A 13,424-nucleotide genomic window follows, 5' to 3' on the forward strand; every position below is an offset into this window, starting at 1 on the left:
GTGCTACAGCCGGGTGACGGCCGTGGCTCAGGTTTTTGTCACTGCAGCGCTTGCACGCCTGCGACGAGCCAGCCGGCGCTGCCGGTCTTGGTCATGTTCCAGACTTCGCGGAACGGGGCCGGGCCCGCCGAGGCGTCTTCGCGGATCATGCCGGAGAACTCCACGCTCGCCATGTAGGCGTCGGGCAGCTCTTCGATGCCCAGCAGCTTGGCGTCGAGCATCACGACCTCGGTCTTGTTGAGCGCACCACCCGTGTGGCTGGCGCGATCGGCCAGTTGCGTGCGGATCTCTTCGACCATGCTGTCGGTCATCATGGAACGCAGCATCGACACGTCGGCGCGGTCCCAGGCGTCTTGCAGGGTCACGAAGTTGCGCTTGGCGGCGGTGAGGAAACCGTCGGCGTCGAAGCCCGCGGGGATGCCCCAGGACTGCGAACCGGCCAGTGCCGAACCGATCATGCTGCCGCCGGCTGCGGCACCCGCGGCCGAGAGGCTGCTGCCGTGCGATGCCGGCGCGGCGTCGAACGCCGCGGCGTTGCGCTCCCACGGCCGTGCCGAGGCGTCGTTGCCGACGTTGGCCGGGCTGTACTGTGCCGGTGCGCGTGCATCGGCGGGACTGCCGGCGCCCTGGAAGGCGAAAGCGCCCTGGCGGTTGGCGTTGCCCGACGACGCGGCCGAGCGCGCCTTGAAGATGCGCCACACCGCGAGCGCGGCAAAAGCCAGCAGCGCGATCAGCAGGATGTTGGCGAAGCCCGCACCCAGGCCCAGCGAATTCGCGAGCCATGCCAGGCCCAGGCCGGCGGCGAGACCGCCGAGCATCGCGCCCCACGGACGCTTCGGTGCAGCGGCGGCGGGCGTTGCGGGCTTGGGCGCCGCATTGGTCGCGTTCTGCTGCGCGGGGGCCGCGGGCTGCGTGGCCTGGCGCTGCGTCACGTTGGACGACTGGCGACCGACGGACTTGCCGCCACCCATGCGAGCAGCTTCCGCCTGAACGCTCACCAGCACCAGTGCTGCTGCCAAGAACAAAGAACCCAAACTCTTCATGCCGTCTCCTCTTGAGCGAAAAATTCGCGTCGTCATCGTGATCAACACTTGATTCCAACATGGAGGGCAGCAATTCCCCCTGTCATGTTGTGATAGTCCACATGTCCGAAACCGCCCTCTTTCATGAGGGTCTTGAGTTCCTCTTGCGAGGGATGCATCCGGATCGATTCGGCCAGGTAGCGGTAGCTCGCATCGTCGCCGGCCACGAGCTTGCCCAGGCGCGGCAGCACGTTGAACGAATACCAGTCGTAGGCCTTCGTGAGCGGCTTGGCGACCTTCGAGAACTCGAGCACCAGCAGCTTGCCGCGCGGCTTGAGCACGCGGTTCATCTCCTTGAGGGCAACGTCCTTGTGCGTCATGTTGCGCAGGCCGAAGGCCACGGTGACCACGTCGAAGTAGTCGTCGGGAAAGGGCAGCTTCTCGGCGTCGCAGACCGTGGTGGGCAGCACCACGCCGGCGTCGAGCAGGCGGTTGCGGCCGGTGCGCAGCATGGCTTCGTTGATGTCGGTATGAACCACCTGGCCCGTGGCGCCGACCTTCTTGGAGAAGGCGAGTGCGAGGTCGCCGGTGCCGCCCGCGATGTCGAGCACGCGCGAGCCTTCGCCCACGTTCGCGACCATCACGGTGTAGGCCTTCCAGGCCCGGTGCAGTCCGGCCGACATCAGGTCGTTCATGATGTCGTAGCGCGAGGCCACCGAGTCGAAGACGCCGCGAACGCGTTGCGCCTTCTCGCTTTCGTCGACTTTCTCGAAGCCGAAGTGGGTTGTACTCATGCGCTGGATGTTAGGCCGGAAGGCATTCCTTCAAGGCGACGACCCCGCGGGCACGGCGGACATTTGTTGCTTTTTCCTCCAACGGAGGGCCGCCGCAACGCGCGTCTTTGCTGTGTGTAAGGCTATCTTTTCAATAGCAACAGGGTATGTTTACCCTCGGTTCCCGCGGCGCTCAGTGGCTGCTGCAGGCATGACCGCCCTTGTCGGCCATCGGGGCGTCGCGGTCCACGCCGGCCGCGGCCAGGCGCCGCTCGTAGTCGGCCCACAGCTCGGCCTGCCGGGCACCCAGGTCATAGAGCAGGCTCCAGGTGTAGATGCCGGAGTTGTGGCCGTCGCTGAAGGCCGGCTGCACGGCGTAGTTGCCCACCGGCTCGAGCCCGACCAGGTCGACGTCGCGCTTGCCGGTCTGCAGCACCTCCTGCCCCGGGCCGTGACCCTGCACTTCGGCCGACGGCGAGTAGATGCGCATCAGCTCGAAGGGGATGCGGAAGGTGGCGCCGTCCGAGAAGCCGACCTCGAGCACGCGCGATTGGCCATGCACGGTGATCGATTGGGGCGTCGGCGCGCCGGCTTGCAAACCTGCCATGGGGAATCCGTTCGGAAGAAGAGAAAAAGAGAAAAGGGGTGGGACTCGCGCAGTATGCCGCGCAGCCCGCGCCAGCGTGCCGACCGCCTGCGCTTAGCATCGCTGCATGCCGTCACGCACACGCTCTCCCCTCCTCCTGTCGCGTCCGAACCGGGCCGCCCTCGTCCTCTGCGCCGCGCTCGCGGGCACCGCCCTCACCCCACCGGCCCATGCCTTCTGGGGCCTGATCGGCAAAGCGGCAGGCAAGGCTGCGACCGCCGGCAAGGCGGCCGGCGTGGCGGGCAAAGGCGCGGCGGTCGGCGCCGGCGCGGTGGCAGCCGAAGGTGCCACCGGCGTGGCCGCCAAGGGCGCGATGGCGCTGGGCGACGACGCCGCGCATGCCGCCCAGGCCGGCTCGCGCGGCTTCGGCGGCGCGCATGAACTGAGCACCGTGAACGCCGCGCTGCCGCCCGAGGTCGCGGCCTACCTCGCCAAGCCGGCGAAGGAGCTCACGCCCAAGGACACGTCGTTCATGATGGACAGCTACCGGCAGATGGTCGAGCGCGCCGGCAAGAGCGGCGACTTCACCGCCGTCGAGCGCATGCCGACCTCGGCGGGCACCGCACGCACGCTGCCTGCGGAGCCGGTCAAGGCTGCAGCAACACCGCAGCCGACGACCACTGCAGCAACCGCGTCACCCGGCAGCTCGGGCGCACTGCCCTTCCACGCGGTGCGCCTGCTGGCCCATGCCGCGCATGCGGGCAACAAGAGCGCGCAGGCCGAACTCGATCGCGTGTGCAGGGACGGCAGCGTGGCCTCGAAGCGCTTCTCGAAGGAAACGCGCGCCACGCCGGAATTCAAACAGGCCTGCGCGGACCGCAAGGCAGGCAGCGCGACGCGCACCGCCGCGGCCAACTAAGAAAAAGCGAAGGCCTCAGGCCAGCGTCGCCAGCCGGCGGACCATGTCGGCCTCCGCCTGCGGCAGCAGCGCCTGCACGGCGGCCAGCCGCTCGGCCGGCGCGGTGCGCTGCACGGCAGCCCAGACCGAACCGGGGAAATGGCTGTCCCAGTCGAAACGCGCGATCACGTGCCAGTGCAGGTGCGCCACCATGTTGCCGAGCGCGGCGATGTTGAGCTTGGTGGGCGCCAGCGCGTCGCGCAGGCACTGCTCCACGCGCACCACGGCCTCCATGCACAGCACGCGGTCGGCCGCATCGAGGTCGGAGAACTCCGCCGCATGGTCGCGCCACACCACGCGGTAGAACGCCGGAAAGCCTTCTTCCTGCGCATGGATGACACGCAGCTTCGCGCCTTCGAACACGACACGCCCGCCGGGCGCATCGCACAGCGGGCAACCGGCCACCGCCGTCATACGAGCACCCGCTCGATGCCGCCCTGGTTGGCGGCCGCCACGTAGTTCGGCATCCAGTCGTCGCCGAGCAGCTTGTTGGCCATCTCGACCACGATGTAGTCGGCTTCGAGCAGGCCGTTGTTCAGGTCGTTGCCGTAGCGCGAGAGGCCTTGCAGGCAGCTCGGGCAGCTGGTGAGGATCTTCACGTTGTCGGTCGCGCCGACATTGCCGCTCTCGCGCAGCGCGGCCTCGCCCTTCTTCAGCTCCTCTTCCTTGCGGAAGCGGATCTGCGTCGAGATGTCGGGCCGCGACACGCCCAGCGTGCCCGACTCGCCGCAGCAGCGGTCGTTCTTGAGCACGTTGTCGCCGACCAGCGCCTTCACGGTCTTCATCGGGTCCTGCTGCTTCATCGGCGAATGGCAGGGGTCGTGGTACAGGTAGCCGCCACCACCCGCATCGGCCAGCGTGATGCCCTTTTCGAGCAGGTACTCGTGGATGTCGATGATCCGGCAGCCCGGGAAGATCTTGTCGAACTGGTAGCCCTGCAGCTGGTCGTAGCAGGTGCCGCAGCTCACCACCACCGTCTTGATGTCCAGGTAGTTCAGCGTGTTGGCCACGCGGTGGAAGAGCACGCGGTTGTCCGTGATCATCTTCTCGGCCTTGTCGAACTGGCCGCTGCCGCGCTGCGGATAGCCGCAGCACAGGTAGCCCGGCGGCAGCACGGTCTGCACGCCCGCGTGCCAGAGCATCGCCTGCGTGGCCAGGCCCACCTGCGAGAACAGCCGCTCCGAGCCGCAGCCCGGGAAGTAGAAGACCGCCTCGGTTTCCGAGCTGGTCGTCTTCGGGTTGCGGATGATCGGCACGTAGTCGGCATCCTCAATGTCGAGCAGCGCGCGTGCCGTCTTCTTCGGCAGGTTGCCCGGCATCTTCTTGTTGATGAAGTGGATCACCTGCTCCTTGATGGGCGCAGGCCCCAGCGTGGCCGGCGGCGCGCCGGTCTGCTTCTTCGCAAGGCCGCGCAGCAGGTCGTTGGCCATGCGCTGCGCCTTGAAGCCGATGCCCACCATGCCGGCGCGCACCGCCTTGATGGTCTGCGGGTTGGTCGCGTTCAGGAAGAACATCGCGGCCGCGTTGCCGGGTCGGAAGCTCTTCTGGCCCATCTTGCGCAGCAGGTTGCGCATGTTCATCGACACGTCGCCGAAGTCGATCTTCACAGGGCACGGCGTGAGGCACTTGTGGCACACGGTGCAGTGGTCGGCCACGTCCTCGAACTCTTCCCAGTGCTTGATGCTGATGCCGCGCCGGGTCTGCTCCTCGTAGAGGAAAGCCTCCACCAGCAGCGAGGTCGCGAGGATCTTGTTGCGCGGGCTGTACAGCAGGTTGGCGCGCGGCACGTGGGTGGCGCACACCGGCTTGCACTTGCCGCAGCGCAGGCAGTCCTTGACGCTGTCGGCGATGGCGCCGATGTCGCTCTGCTGCATGATCAGCGACTCGTGCCCCATGAGGCCGAAGCTCGGCGTGTAGGCATTGGTCAGGTCGGCGTGCAGGGTCTGCGCTTGCCCGGCGGGCGCGCGCAGCAGCTTGCCCTTGTTGAAGCGGCCTTCGGGGTCGACCCGGGCCTTGTATTCGGTGAACGGACGCAGCTCTTCGTCGGTGAGGAACTCGAGCTTGGTGATGCCGATGCCGTGCTCGCCCGAGATCACGCCGTCCAGGCTGCGTGCCAGCGCCATGATGCGCACCACCGCGGCATGCGCGGTCTGCAGCATCTCGTAGTTGTCACTGTTGACGGGCAGGTTGGTGTGCACGTTGCCGTCGCCCGCGTGCATGTGCAGCGCGACCCACACGCGGCCCTTGAGCACCTGCTTGTGGATGGCGGTGCACTCGGCCAGGATCGGCCCGAACTCGGCGCCCGAAAAAATCTCCTGCAGCGGCTGGCGCAGCTGGGTCTTCCAGCTCGCGCGCAACGTGTGGTCCTGCAGTTGCGGGAACAGCGAGTCGACGTTCTCGAGCCAGCCAGCCCACAGCGCGCGCACCTCATGCACCAGCGCCACGGCCTGCGCCACGCGGTCTTCCAGCAGCTCGGCCGCGGGAATCTCGTGCGCGTCGTCGGTCTTGCCCAGCGGCAGGTTGCCGCGTGTGAGGAACGCTTCGAGCGCGTCGGTGAGCGCGAGCTTGTTCTGCAGCGACAGCTCGATGTTGATGCGCTCGATGCCGTCGCTGTACTCGGCCATGCGCGGCAGCGGGATCACCACGTCTTCGTTGATCTTGAAGGCGTTGGTGTGCTTGCTGATGGCGGCCGTGCGCTTGCGGTCGAGCCAGAATTTCTTGCGCGCCTCGGGGCTGATGGCAATGAAGCCTTCGCCGCTGCGCGAGTTGGCGATGCGCACCACTTCCGAGGTGACACGGGCCACCGCATCGGCGTCGTCGCCGGCGATGTCGCCGAACAGCACCATCTTGGGCAGGCCGCCGTGCTTCTTCGATTTCGTCGCATAGCCGACCGCCTTGAGGTAGCGGTCGTCCAGGTGCTCGAGGCCGGCCAGCAGCACGCCCGAGCGCTTCTGCTCGGCGAACATGAAGTCCTTGATCTCGACGATGCTGGGCACTGCGTCCTTGGCGTTGCCGAAGAACTCGAGGCACACGGTGCGCGTGTGCGCCGGCATCTTGTGCACCACCCAGCGACAGCTGGTGATGAGGCCGTCGCAGCCCTCTTTCTGGATGCCCGGCAGGCCCGAGAGGAACTTGTCGGTCACGTCCTTGCCCAGGCCTTCCTTGCGGAAGGTGCGGCCCGGGATGTCGAGGCGCTCGGTGCGCAGTTTCGTCTTGCCGTCGGCGGCGTAGTACTGCAACTCGAACACGGCGCTCTCGGCGTCGTGGATCTTGCCCAGGTTGTGGCCGACGCGGGTCACTTCGAGCCATTCGGCCTGCGGCGTGACCATGCGCCACGACGCGAGGTTGTCCAGCGCCGTGCCCCAGAGCACGGCCTTCTTGCCGCCGGCGTTCATGGCGACGTTGCCGCCGACGCACGAGGCCTCGGCGGAGGTGGGGTCGACCGCGAACACGAAGCCCGCGCGCTCGGCCGCGTCGGCCACACGCTGCGTGACCACGCCGGCCTCGGTCCAGATGGTGGGCACGGGCGCGGCCAAGCCGGGCAGCGCGACGTGCTCGACCTCGGTCATGGCCTCGAGCTTCTCGGTGTTGATGACCACGCTCTTCCAGGTCAGCGGGATCGCGCCGCCGGTGTAGCCGGTGCCGCCCCCGCGCGGAATGATGGTCAGGCCCAGCTCGATGCAGCCCTTGACCAAGAGGGCCATCTCGGCCTCGGTGTCGGGGCACAGCACGACGAAGGGGTACTCGACGCGCCAGTCGGTGGCGTCGGTCACGTGCGACACGCGCGAGAGGCCGTCGAACTTGATGTTGTCCTTGGCCGTGAGCCGGCCCAGCACGCGGGTGGCCTTGCGGCGCAGCGCGGCGACGTCGCGGAAGGTGTCGTCGAAGGCGGCGACGGCCTGGCTGACGAGCCCGGTGAGCTCGCCCACGAGCTGGTCGCGCGGCAGGTCGCTGTCGGGGGTGCGGCGCTTCTGCACCTCGCCCAGGCGGTGGCGCAGGGCGTCGACCAGCTGGCCGCGGCGGCGCGGGTTGTCGAGCAGGTCGTCGACGAGGTAGGGGTTGCGCTGCACCACCCAGATGTCGCCCAGCACCTCGTAGAGCATGCGCGCCGATCGGCCGGTGCGGCGCTCGGCGCGCAGGGTCTGCAGCAGGTCCCAGCCGCGTTCGCCCAGGAGGCGAATCACGATCTCCCGGTCGGAGAAGCTGGTGTAGTTGTAGGGGATCTCGCGCAGTCGTACAGGCTCTGCGGCCTGTGACAACAGCGTATTCAACGCGGTCGGAGCATTCATCGGGTGGGGCCCTTGGCCAGGCGCTGCGCGCCCATGTAGCCGGGGGGTCGATTTTAGGGCAGGCCCCGGGGGCTTTGCCGTGCCCGGCCGCTATTCCCTATCGCGGCCCTATTGCGGGGCCCGCGGGGGCCCCGGCGGGCTCAGAACAGCACGCGGCTGCGGATCGTCCCGCCCACCTTCGCCAGCTTTTCCAGCGCCAGGTCGGACGAGGCGGCGTCGATGTCCATCACGACGTAGCCGATCTTCTCGTTGGTCTGCAGGAACTGGGACGAGATGTTGATGTTGTTGTCCGAGAAGATCTTGTTGATCTCGGACAGCACGCCCGGCACGTTGCGGTGGATGTGCAGCAGGCGGTGCTTGCCCGGGTGCGCCGGCAGCGCCACCTCGGGGAAGTTGACCGACGAGGTCGAGGTGCCGTTGTCGCTGTACTTGACCAGCTTCTCGGCCACTTCGAGCCCGATGTTGGCCTGCGCCTCCATGGTCGAGCCGCCGATGTGCGGCGTGAGGATCACGTTGTCCAGCCCGCGCAGCGGCGACTGGAACTCGTCCTTGTTGGTGCGCGGCTCGACCGGGAACACATCGATGGCGGCGCCCAGCAGCTTCTTGCTCTTGAGGGCCTCGGCCAGCGGCTCGATCTCGACCACGGTGCCGCGCGAGGCGTTCAGCAAAATGGCGCCCGGCTTCATGGCGGCGATCTCGGCCGCGCCGATCATCCATTGCGTGGCCTGGGTCTCGGGCACGTGCAGGGTCACGATGTCGCTCTGGCCCAGCAGCTGGTGCAGCTCGCGCACCTGGCGGGCGTTGCCCAGCGGCAGCTTGGTGACCACGTCGTAGAAGGCCACGTGCATGCCCAGCGCCTCGGCCAGCACCGACAGCTGCGCGCCGATCGAGCCGTAGCCCACGATGCCCAGCGTCTTGCCGCGGATTTCGAAGGCGTTCTCGGCCGACTTGAGCCAGCCGCCGCGGTGCGCCACGGCGCTCTTCTCGGGCACGCCGCGCAGCAGCAGGATGGCTTCGGCCAGCACCAGCTCGGCCACCGAGCGGGTGTTGGAATACGGGGCGTTGAACACGGCCACGCCGTGTTCGCGGGCGGCTTCGAGGTCGACCTGGTTGGTGCCGATGCAGAAGCACCCGGCGGCCACCAGCTTGTGCGCGGCGGCGAACACCTCGGCCGTCAGCTGGGTGCGCGAGCGGATGCCCACGAAGTGCACGTCGGCGATCTTGGCCTTGAGTTCGGCGTCGGGCAGCGCACCCGGCAGCGACTCGATGTTGGTGTAGCCGGCGGCGCGCAGCACCTCCACGGCCGAGGGGTGGATGCCTTCGAGCAAAAGGAACTTGATCCTGCTTTTGTCGAGGGAGGTTTTGCTGCTCATGGCGTACTCAAGGAAGCCCCGGCCATGGCGACAAGCTAGGCCAAAAAAGGGAGGGCGATGCTAGCATGGTGCAGCGCAGCATGAGGCCCGCAACCCGCACCGGGCTTGACGCCAAAGGGGTTTCCCCGATTGGAGGAACCCTTCGGTCCGTGCCCCAATGTGACGCGGCTGTGTCACGCACATGCCCTAGCATTCGCGCTTTCCATTTTTTCCCTTCAGGAGTCTTCATGCGATTCAAGACGCTCGCGTTGGCATCGGCGCTGGCCGCCACGCTGTTCAATGCAGCCCAGGCCCAGACCGAGATCCAGTGGTGGCATTCCATGACCGCCGTCAACAACGAGTGGGTCAACGACCTGGCCAAGCAGTTCAACGAGAGCCAGAAGGAATACAAGATCGTCCCGACCTTCAAGGGCACGTACGACGAATCGATGACGGCCTCCATCGCGGCCTTCCGCTCGGGCAACGCGCCGCACATCCTGCAGGTGTTCGAAGTGGGCACCGCCACCATGATGGCCAGCAAGGGCGCCGTCATTCCGGTCGGCCAGGTCATGAAGGACGCGGGCGAGAAGTTCGACCCGGCCGCCTACATCCCCGCCGTGGCCGGTTACTACACCGCCCCCAACGGCCAGATGCTGAGCTTCCCGTTCAACAGCTCCACCACCATCTTCTATTTCAACAAGGACGCCTTCAAGGCGGCCGGCCTGCCCACCGACAAGGCACCCGCCACCTGGCCCGAAGTGGTGGCCGCCGCCGCCAAGCTCAAGGCCAGCGGCCACAAGTGCCCGTTCACCACGGCCTGGCAGAACTGGACGCAGGTCGAGAGCTTCTCGGCCTGGCACAACGTGGAATTTGCGAGCAAGGCCAACGGCCTGCAGGGCCTGGACGCGCGCCTGAAGGTGAATTCGCCGCTGCACCAGCGCCACATCGAGAACCTGGCCAGCATGTCCAAGCAGGGCCTGTTCATCTACAAGGGCCGCGGCAACGTGCCTGAAGCCTCGTTCGTGTCGGGCGAGTGCGCCATGATCAACACGTCGTCGGGCTTCTACGGCAACGTGGCCAAGAACGCCAAGTTCGCCTACGGCCTGGCACCCCTGCCCTACTACCCGGACGTGCCGGGCGCACCGCAGAACACCGTGATCGGCGGCGCCAGCCTGTGGGTCATGTCGGGCAAGAAGGCCGCCGAGTACAAGGGCGTGGCCAAGTTCTTCAGCTTCATCTCGACGCCTGAAGTGCAGTCCGCCAGCCACAAGCGCACCGGCTACCTGCCGGTGACCACCGCCTCGTACAAGCTCACCGAAGAATCGGGCTTCTACAAGCAGAACCCCGGCACCGACGTGGCCGTGACGCAGATGATCCGCAAGGTCACCGACAAGAGCCGCGGCATCCGCCTGGGCAACTACGTGCAGATCCGCGCCATCGAGGACGAAGAGCTCGAACAGGTCTGGGGCGGCAAGAAGACCGCCAAGGAAGCCCTCGATTCGATCGTGACCCGCGGCAACGAACAGCTCGAACGCTTCCAAAAGGCGAACAAAAGCTAACGATTGAAGATCCGGGCTCCGTGTCCGGCTAATATCGCCCGCCCCCGCACGCCCTTCTTCCAGGGTGCGCCGGGCGGGATTTTTTATGTAGGGGCTTCATGGAAAAACGCGTTTTCTTTCGCTCGGGCTGGTTGCCCTGGCTGCTGCTGACACCGCAGATGGCGGTGATCCTCGTGTTTTTCTTCTGGCCGGCCGGCCAGGCGCTGTTGCAGTCGCTGCAGCAGCAGGACGCGTTCGGCACCTCGGTCGAGTTCGTCGGGTTCGACAACTTCCGCCACCTGTTCGACGACCCGGCCTATGCCGAGTCGTTCAAGACCACCGCGCTGTTCTCGGTGCTGGTGGCCGGCATCGGCATCAGCCTGTCGCTGATGCTGGCCGTGTTCGCCGACCGCATCGTGCGCGGCGGCATGTTCTACAAGACCATGCTGATCCTGCCGTACGCCGTGGCGCCCGCCGTGGCGGCCGTGCTGTGGGTCTTCATGTTCTCGCCTTCGCTGGGCGTGGTGGCCTATGCCCTGGGCAAGATCGGCATCAACTGGAACCACCTGCTCGACTCGGGCCACGCCATGACGCTGATCGTGATGGCCTCGGTGTGGAAGCAGATCTCGTACAACTTCCTGTTCTTCCTGGCCGGGCTGCAGTCCATTCCGAAGTCGCTGATCGAGGCCGCGGCCATCGACGGCGCGCGCCCGTGGCGCCGCTTCTGGACCGTGCAGTTCCCGCTGCTGTCGCCCACCACCTTCTTCCTGCTGGTGATCAACGTGGTGTACGCCTTCTTCGACACCTTCGCGATCGTCGATGCAGCCACGCAGGGCGGTCCGGGCAAGGACACGACCATCCTGGTCTACAAGGTCTACCACGACGGCTTCAAGGGCCTGGACTTGGGCGGCTCGGCCGCGCAGTCGGTGGTGCTGATGGTGATCGTGGTGGCGCTGACCGTCATCCAGTTCCGCTACGTCGAGAAGAAAGTGCAGTACTGATGAAGCAACAAGAACAAATCGAATCCGGCGGAGCGCAGCATGGTTGAGAAACGCGGCACACAGGGCATCCTGGCCCACGTCATCATGATCCTGGGCGTGTTCATCGTCGCCTTCCCGCTCTACCTGGCGTTCGTGGCGTCCACGCACACGGCCCAGGAGATCGTGCAGGCGCCGATGCCCCTGACACCCGGCTCGAACATCGTCGACAGCTACAAGGGCGCGCTGTTCGGGCGCGAGAGCAGCGCGGGCTCCAACGCCCCGGTGGCGCACATGATGTGGGTGAGCTTCGTGACGGCCATGGTCATCGCCATCGGCAAGATCACCATCTCGCTGCTGTCGGCCTTCGCCATCGTGTACTTTCGCTTCCCGTTCAAGAAGATCTGCTTCTGGGCCATTTTCGTGACACTGATGCTGCCGGTGGAGGTGCGTATCCTGCCCACCTACAAGGTGCTGTCCGACTTGAACATGCTGAACACCTACGCGGGCCTGACGGTGCCGCTGATCGCGTCGGCCACGGCCACCTTCCTGTTCCGCCAGTTCTTCCTCACGGTGCCCGACGAGCTCACCGAAGCGTCGCGCATGGATGGCGCGAGCCCCATGCGCTTCTTCTTCGACGTGCTGCTGCCGCTGTCCAAGACCTCGATCGCGGCGCTGTTCGTGATCCAGTTCATCTACGGCTGGAACCAGTACCTGTGGCCGCTGCTGGCGACCACGAGCGAAGACATGTACCCCGTGGTGGTCGGCATCAAGCGAATGATTGCCGGCGGCGACGGACAGAACGAATGGAACGTCGTGATGGCCACCGCCATCCTGGCGATGCTGCCGCCCGCGCTGGTGGTGATCCTGATGCAGAAATGGTTCGTCAAGGGCCTTGTTGATACCGAGAAATAAAAAATGGCAGCTCTTTCCCTACGCAACGTCATCAAGCGCTACGGCCACGGGCCGAAAGCCAACCAGGTCATCCACGGCGTGAGCGCCGAGATCGCCGACCATGAATTCATCGTCATCGTCGGCCCTTCGGGCTGCGGCAAGTCGACGCTGCTGCGCATGGTCGCGGGCCTGGAGGAAATCTCCGCCGGCGAAATCTGCATCGGCGGCAAGGTCGTGAACCAGCTCGAACCCTCCGAGCGCGACATCGCCATGGTGTTCCAGAACTACGCGCTGTACCCGCACATGAGCGTGTTCGCGAACATGGCCTACGGCCTGAAGATCGCCAAGGTGCCGACGGCCGAGATCAAGGTGCGCGTCGACAAGGCGGCCAAGATCCTCGAGCTGGGCCACCTGCTCGAACGCAAGCCGCGCGAACTCTCGGGCGGCCAGCGCCAGCGCGTGGCCATGGGCCGCGCCATCGTGCGCCAGCCGCAGGTGTTCCTGTTCGACGAACCGCTGTCGAACCTGGACGCCAAGCTGCGCGCCCAGACCCGCCTCGAGATCCAGAAGCTGCACCGCGAACTCGGCATCACCTCGCTGTTCGTCACGCACGACCAGGTCGAGGCCATGACGCTGGCGCAGCGCATCATCGTGATGAACGGCGGCGTGATGGACCAGTTCGCCACGCCCGAAGAGGTGTACTCCAGGCCTGCCACCACCTTCGTGGCGAGCTTCATCGGCTCGCCGCCGATGAACCTGCTCAAGCACGCACCGGGCGTGCGCCCGGGCCAGATCCTGGGCATCCGCCCCGAGCACATGAAGCTCGACGAAAGCGGCTGGACCGTGCAGGTCGAGCAGGTCGAACTGCTGGGCGCCGAGCGCCTGGTGTACGGCCGCATCGGCGAAGAACAGATCATCATGCGCACCGACGAAGGCGACCATCCGCCGGTGGCCGGCGACACGGTGAAGATCGCCGCGCGCGAAGACAAGCTGCACTGGTTCGACGCCGGCTCCGGCAAGCGCGCCGACTGAGCG

The 13,424-nt window shown here is 66.5% G+C and carries 11 protein-coding genes; 5 read left to right on the forward strand and 6 right to left on the reverse strand.

All coding sequences use genetic code 11. The features are described from left to right. Positions 1-38: 38 nt before the first annotated feature. The 3 genes from AC1RLW_RS19400 to AC1RLW_RS19410 form a co-directional block, all read right to left on the reverse strand. The gene (locus AC1RLW_RS19400; protein ID WP_062477032.1) at positions 39-1,043 is read right to left on the reverse strand and encodes a Tim44 domain-containing protein; all 1,005 of its coding nucleotides are present in this window, start codon (positions 1,041-1,043) and stop codon (positions 39-41) included. A 41-nt stretch (positions 1,044-1,084) separates the two neighbouring features. Beyond that, positions 1,085-1,816 carry a bifunctional demethylmenaquinone methyltransferase/2-methoxy-6-polyprenyl-1,4-benzoquinol methylase UbiE gene (gene ubiE, locus AC1RLW_RS19405; protein ID WP_493194560.1) on the reverse strand — a complete coding sequence of 244 codons (732 nt, stop codon included), beginning with the start codon at positions 1,814-1,816 and terminating at the stop codon, positions 1,085-1,087. Positions 1,817-1,988: 172 nt separating this feature from the next. Next, the gene (locus AC1RLW_RS19410) at positions 1,989-2,402 is read right to left on the reverse strand and encodes a gamma-butyrobetaine hydroxylase family protein (RefSeq protein WP_062477026.1); all 414 of its coding nucleotides are present in this window, start codon (positions 2,400-2,402) and stop codon (positions 1,989-1,991) included. A 106-nt stretch (positions 2,403-2,508) separates the two neighbouring features. Between AC1RLW_RS19410 and AC1RLW_RS19415 the strand changes: the two genes are divergently transcribed. Beyond that, positions 2,509-3,300, forward strand: coding sequence for a hypothetical protein (locus tag AC1RLW_RS19415; protein ID WP_493194562.1), 792 nt, complete (start codon positions 2,509-2,511; stop codon positions 3,298-3,300). Positions 3,301-3,315: 15 nt separating this feature from the next. Here the strand turns inward: AC1RLW_RS19415 and AC1RLW_RS19420 are convergent, their stop codons facing one another. The 3 genes from AC1RLW_RS19420 to serA all read right to left on the reverse strand — a co-directional run bounded on the left by AC1RLW_RS19420 (position 3,316) and on the right by serA (position 9,001). After that, positions 3,316-3,753, reverse strand: coding sequence for an HIT family protein (locus AC1RLW_RS19420; protein WP_159278169.1), 438 nt, complete (start codon positions 3,751-3,753; stop codon positions 3,316-3,318). Next, a complete protein-coding gene (locus tag AC1RLW_RS19425) occupies positions 3,750-7,628 on the reverse strand; it encodes a DUF3683 domain-containing protein (RefSeq protein WP_493194564.1) in 3,879 nt (1,292 codons plus the stop codon). Before AC1RLW_RS19425 ends, AC1RLW_RS19420 begins: the two co-directional genes overlap by 4 nt. Before the next feature lie 140 nt (positions 7,629-7,768). Further along, positions 7,769-9,001, reverse strand: coding sequence for a phosphoglycerate dehydrogenase (gene serA, locus AC1RLW_RS19430; RefSeq protein WP_070063599.1), 1,233 nt, complete (start codon positions 8,999-9,001; stop codon positions 7,769-7,771). Positions 9,002-9,228: 227 nt separating this feature from the next. On the opposite strand from serA, the gene ugpB reads away from it, so the two are divergent. From ugpB to ugpC, 4 genes are all read left to right on the forward strand, one after another. Next, positions 9,229-10,539, forward strand: a complete 1,311-nt coding sequence (gene ugpB, locus AC1RLW_RS19435) for a sn-glycerol-3-phosphate ABC transporter substrate-binding protein UgpB (RefSeq protein ID WP_070063600.1) — start codon at positions 9,229-9,231, stop codon at positions 10,537-10,539. Positions 10,540-10,637: 98 nt separating this feature from the next. After that, positions 10,638-11,519: a sn-glycerol-3-phosphate ABC transporter permease UgpA gene (gene ugpA / locus AC1RLW_RS19440; RefSeq protein ID WP_062474481.1), complete on the forward strand. Its 882-nt coding sequence runs from the start codon at positions 10,638-10,640 to the stop codon at positions 11,517-11,519. A gap of 39 nt (positions 11,520-11,558) precedes the next feature. Then, positions 11,559-12,410, forward strand: coding sequence for a sn-glycerol-3-phosphate ABC transporter permease UgpE (gene ugpE / locus AC1RLW_RS19445; protein ID WP_062474482.1), 852 nt, complete (start codon positions 11,559-11,561; stop codon positions 12,408-12,410). Positions 12,411-12,413: 3 nt separating this feature from the next. Then, the gene (gene ugpC / locus AC1RLW_RS19450) at positions 12,414-13,421 is read left to right on the forward strand and encodes a sn-glycerol-3-phosphate ABC transporter ATP-binding protein UgpC (protein WP_062474484.1); all 1,008 of its coding nucleotides are present in this window, start codon (positions 12,414-12,416) and stop codon (positions 13,419-13,421) included. The last annotated feature ends 3 nt before the right edge of the window (positions 13,422-13,424 follow it).

The sequence above is a fragment of the Variovorax sp. GW822-FHT04A09 genome (genome assembly GCF_058801005.1).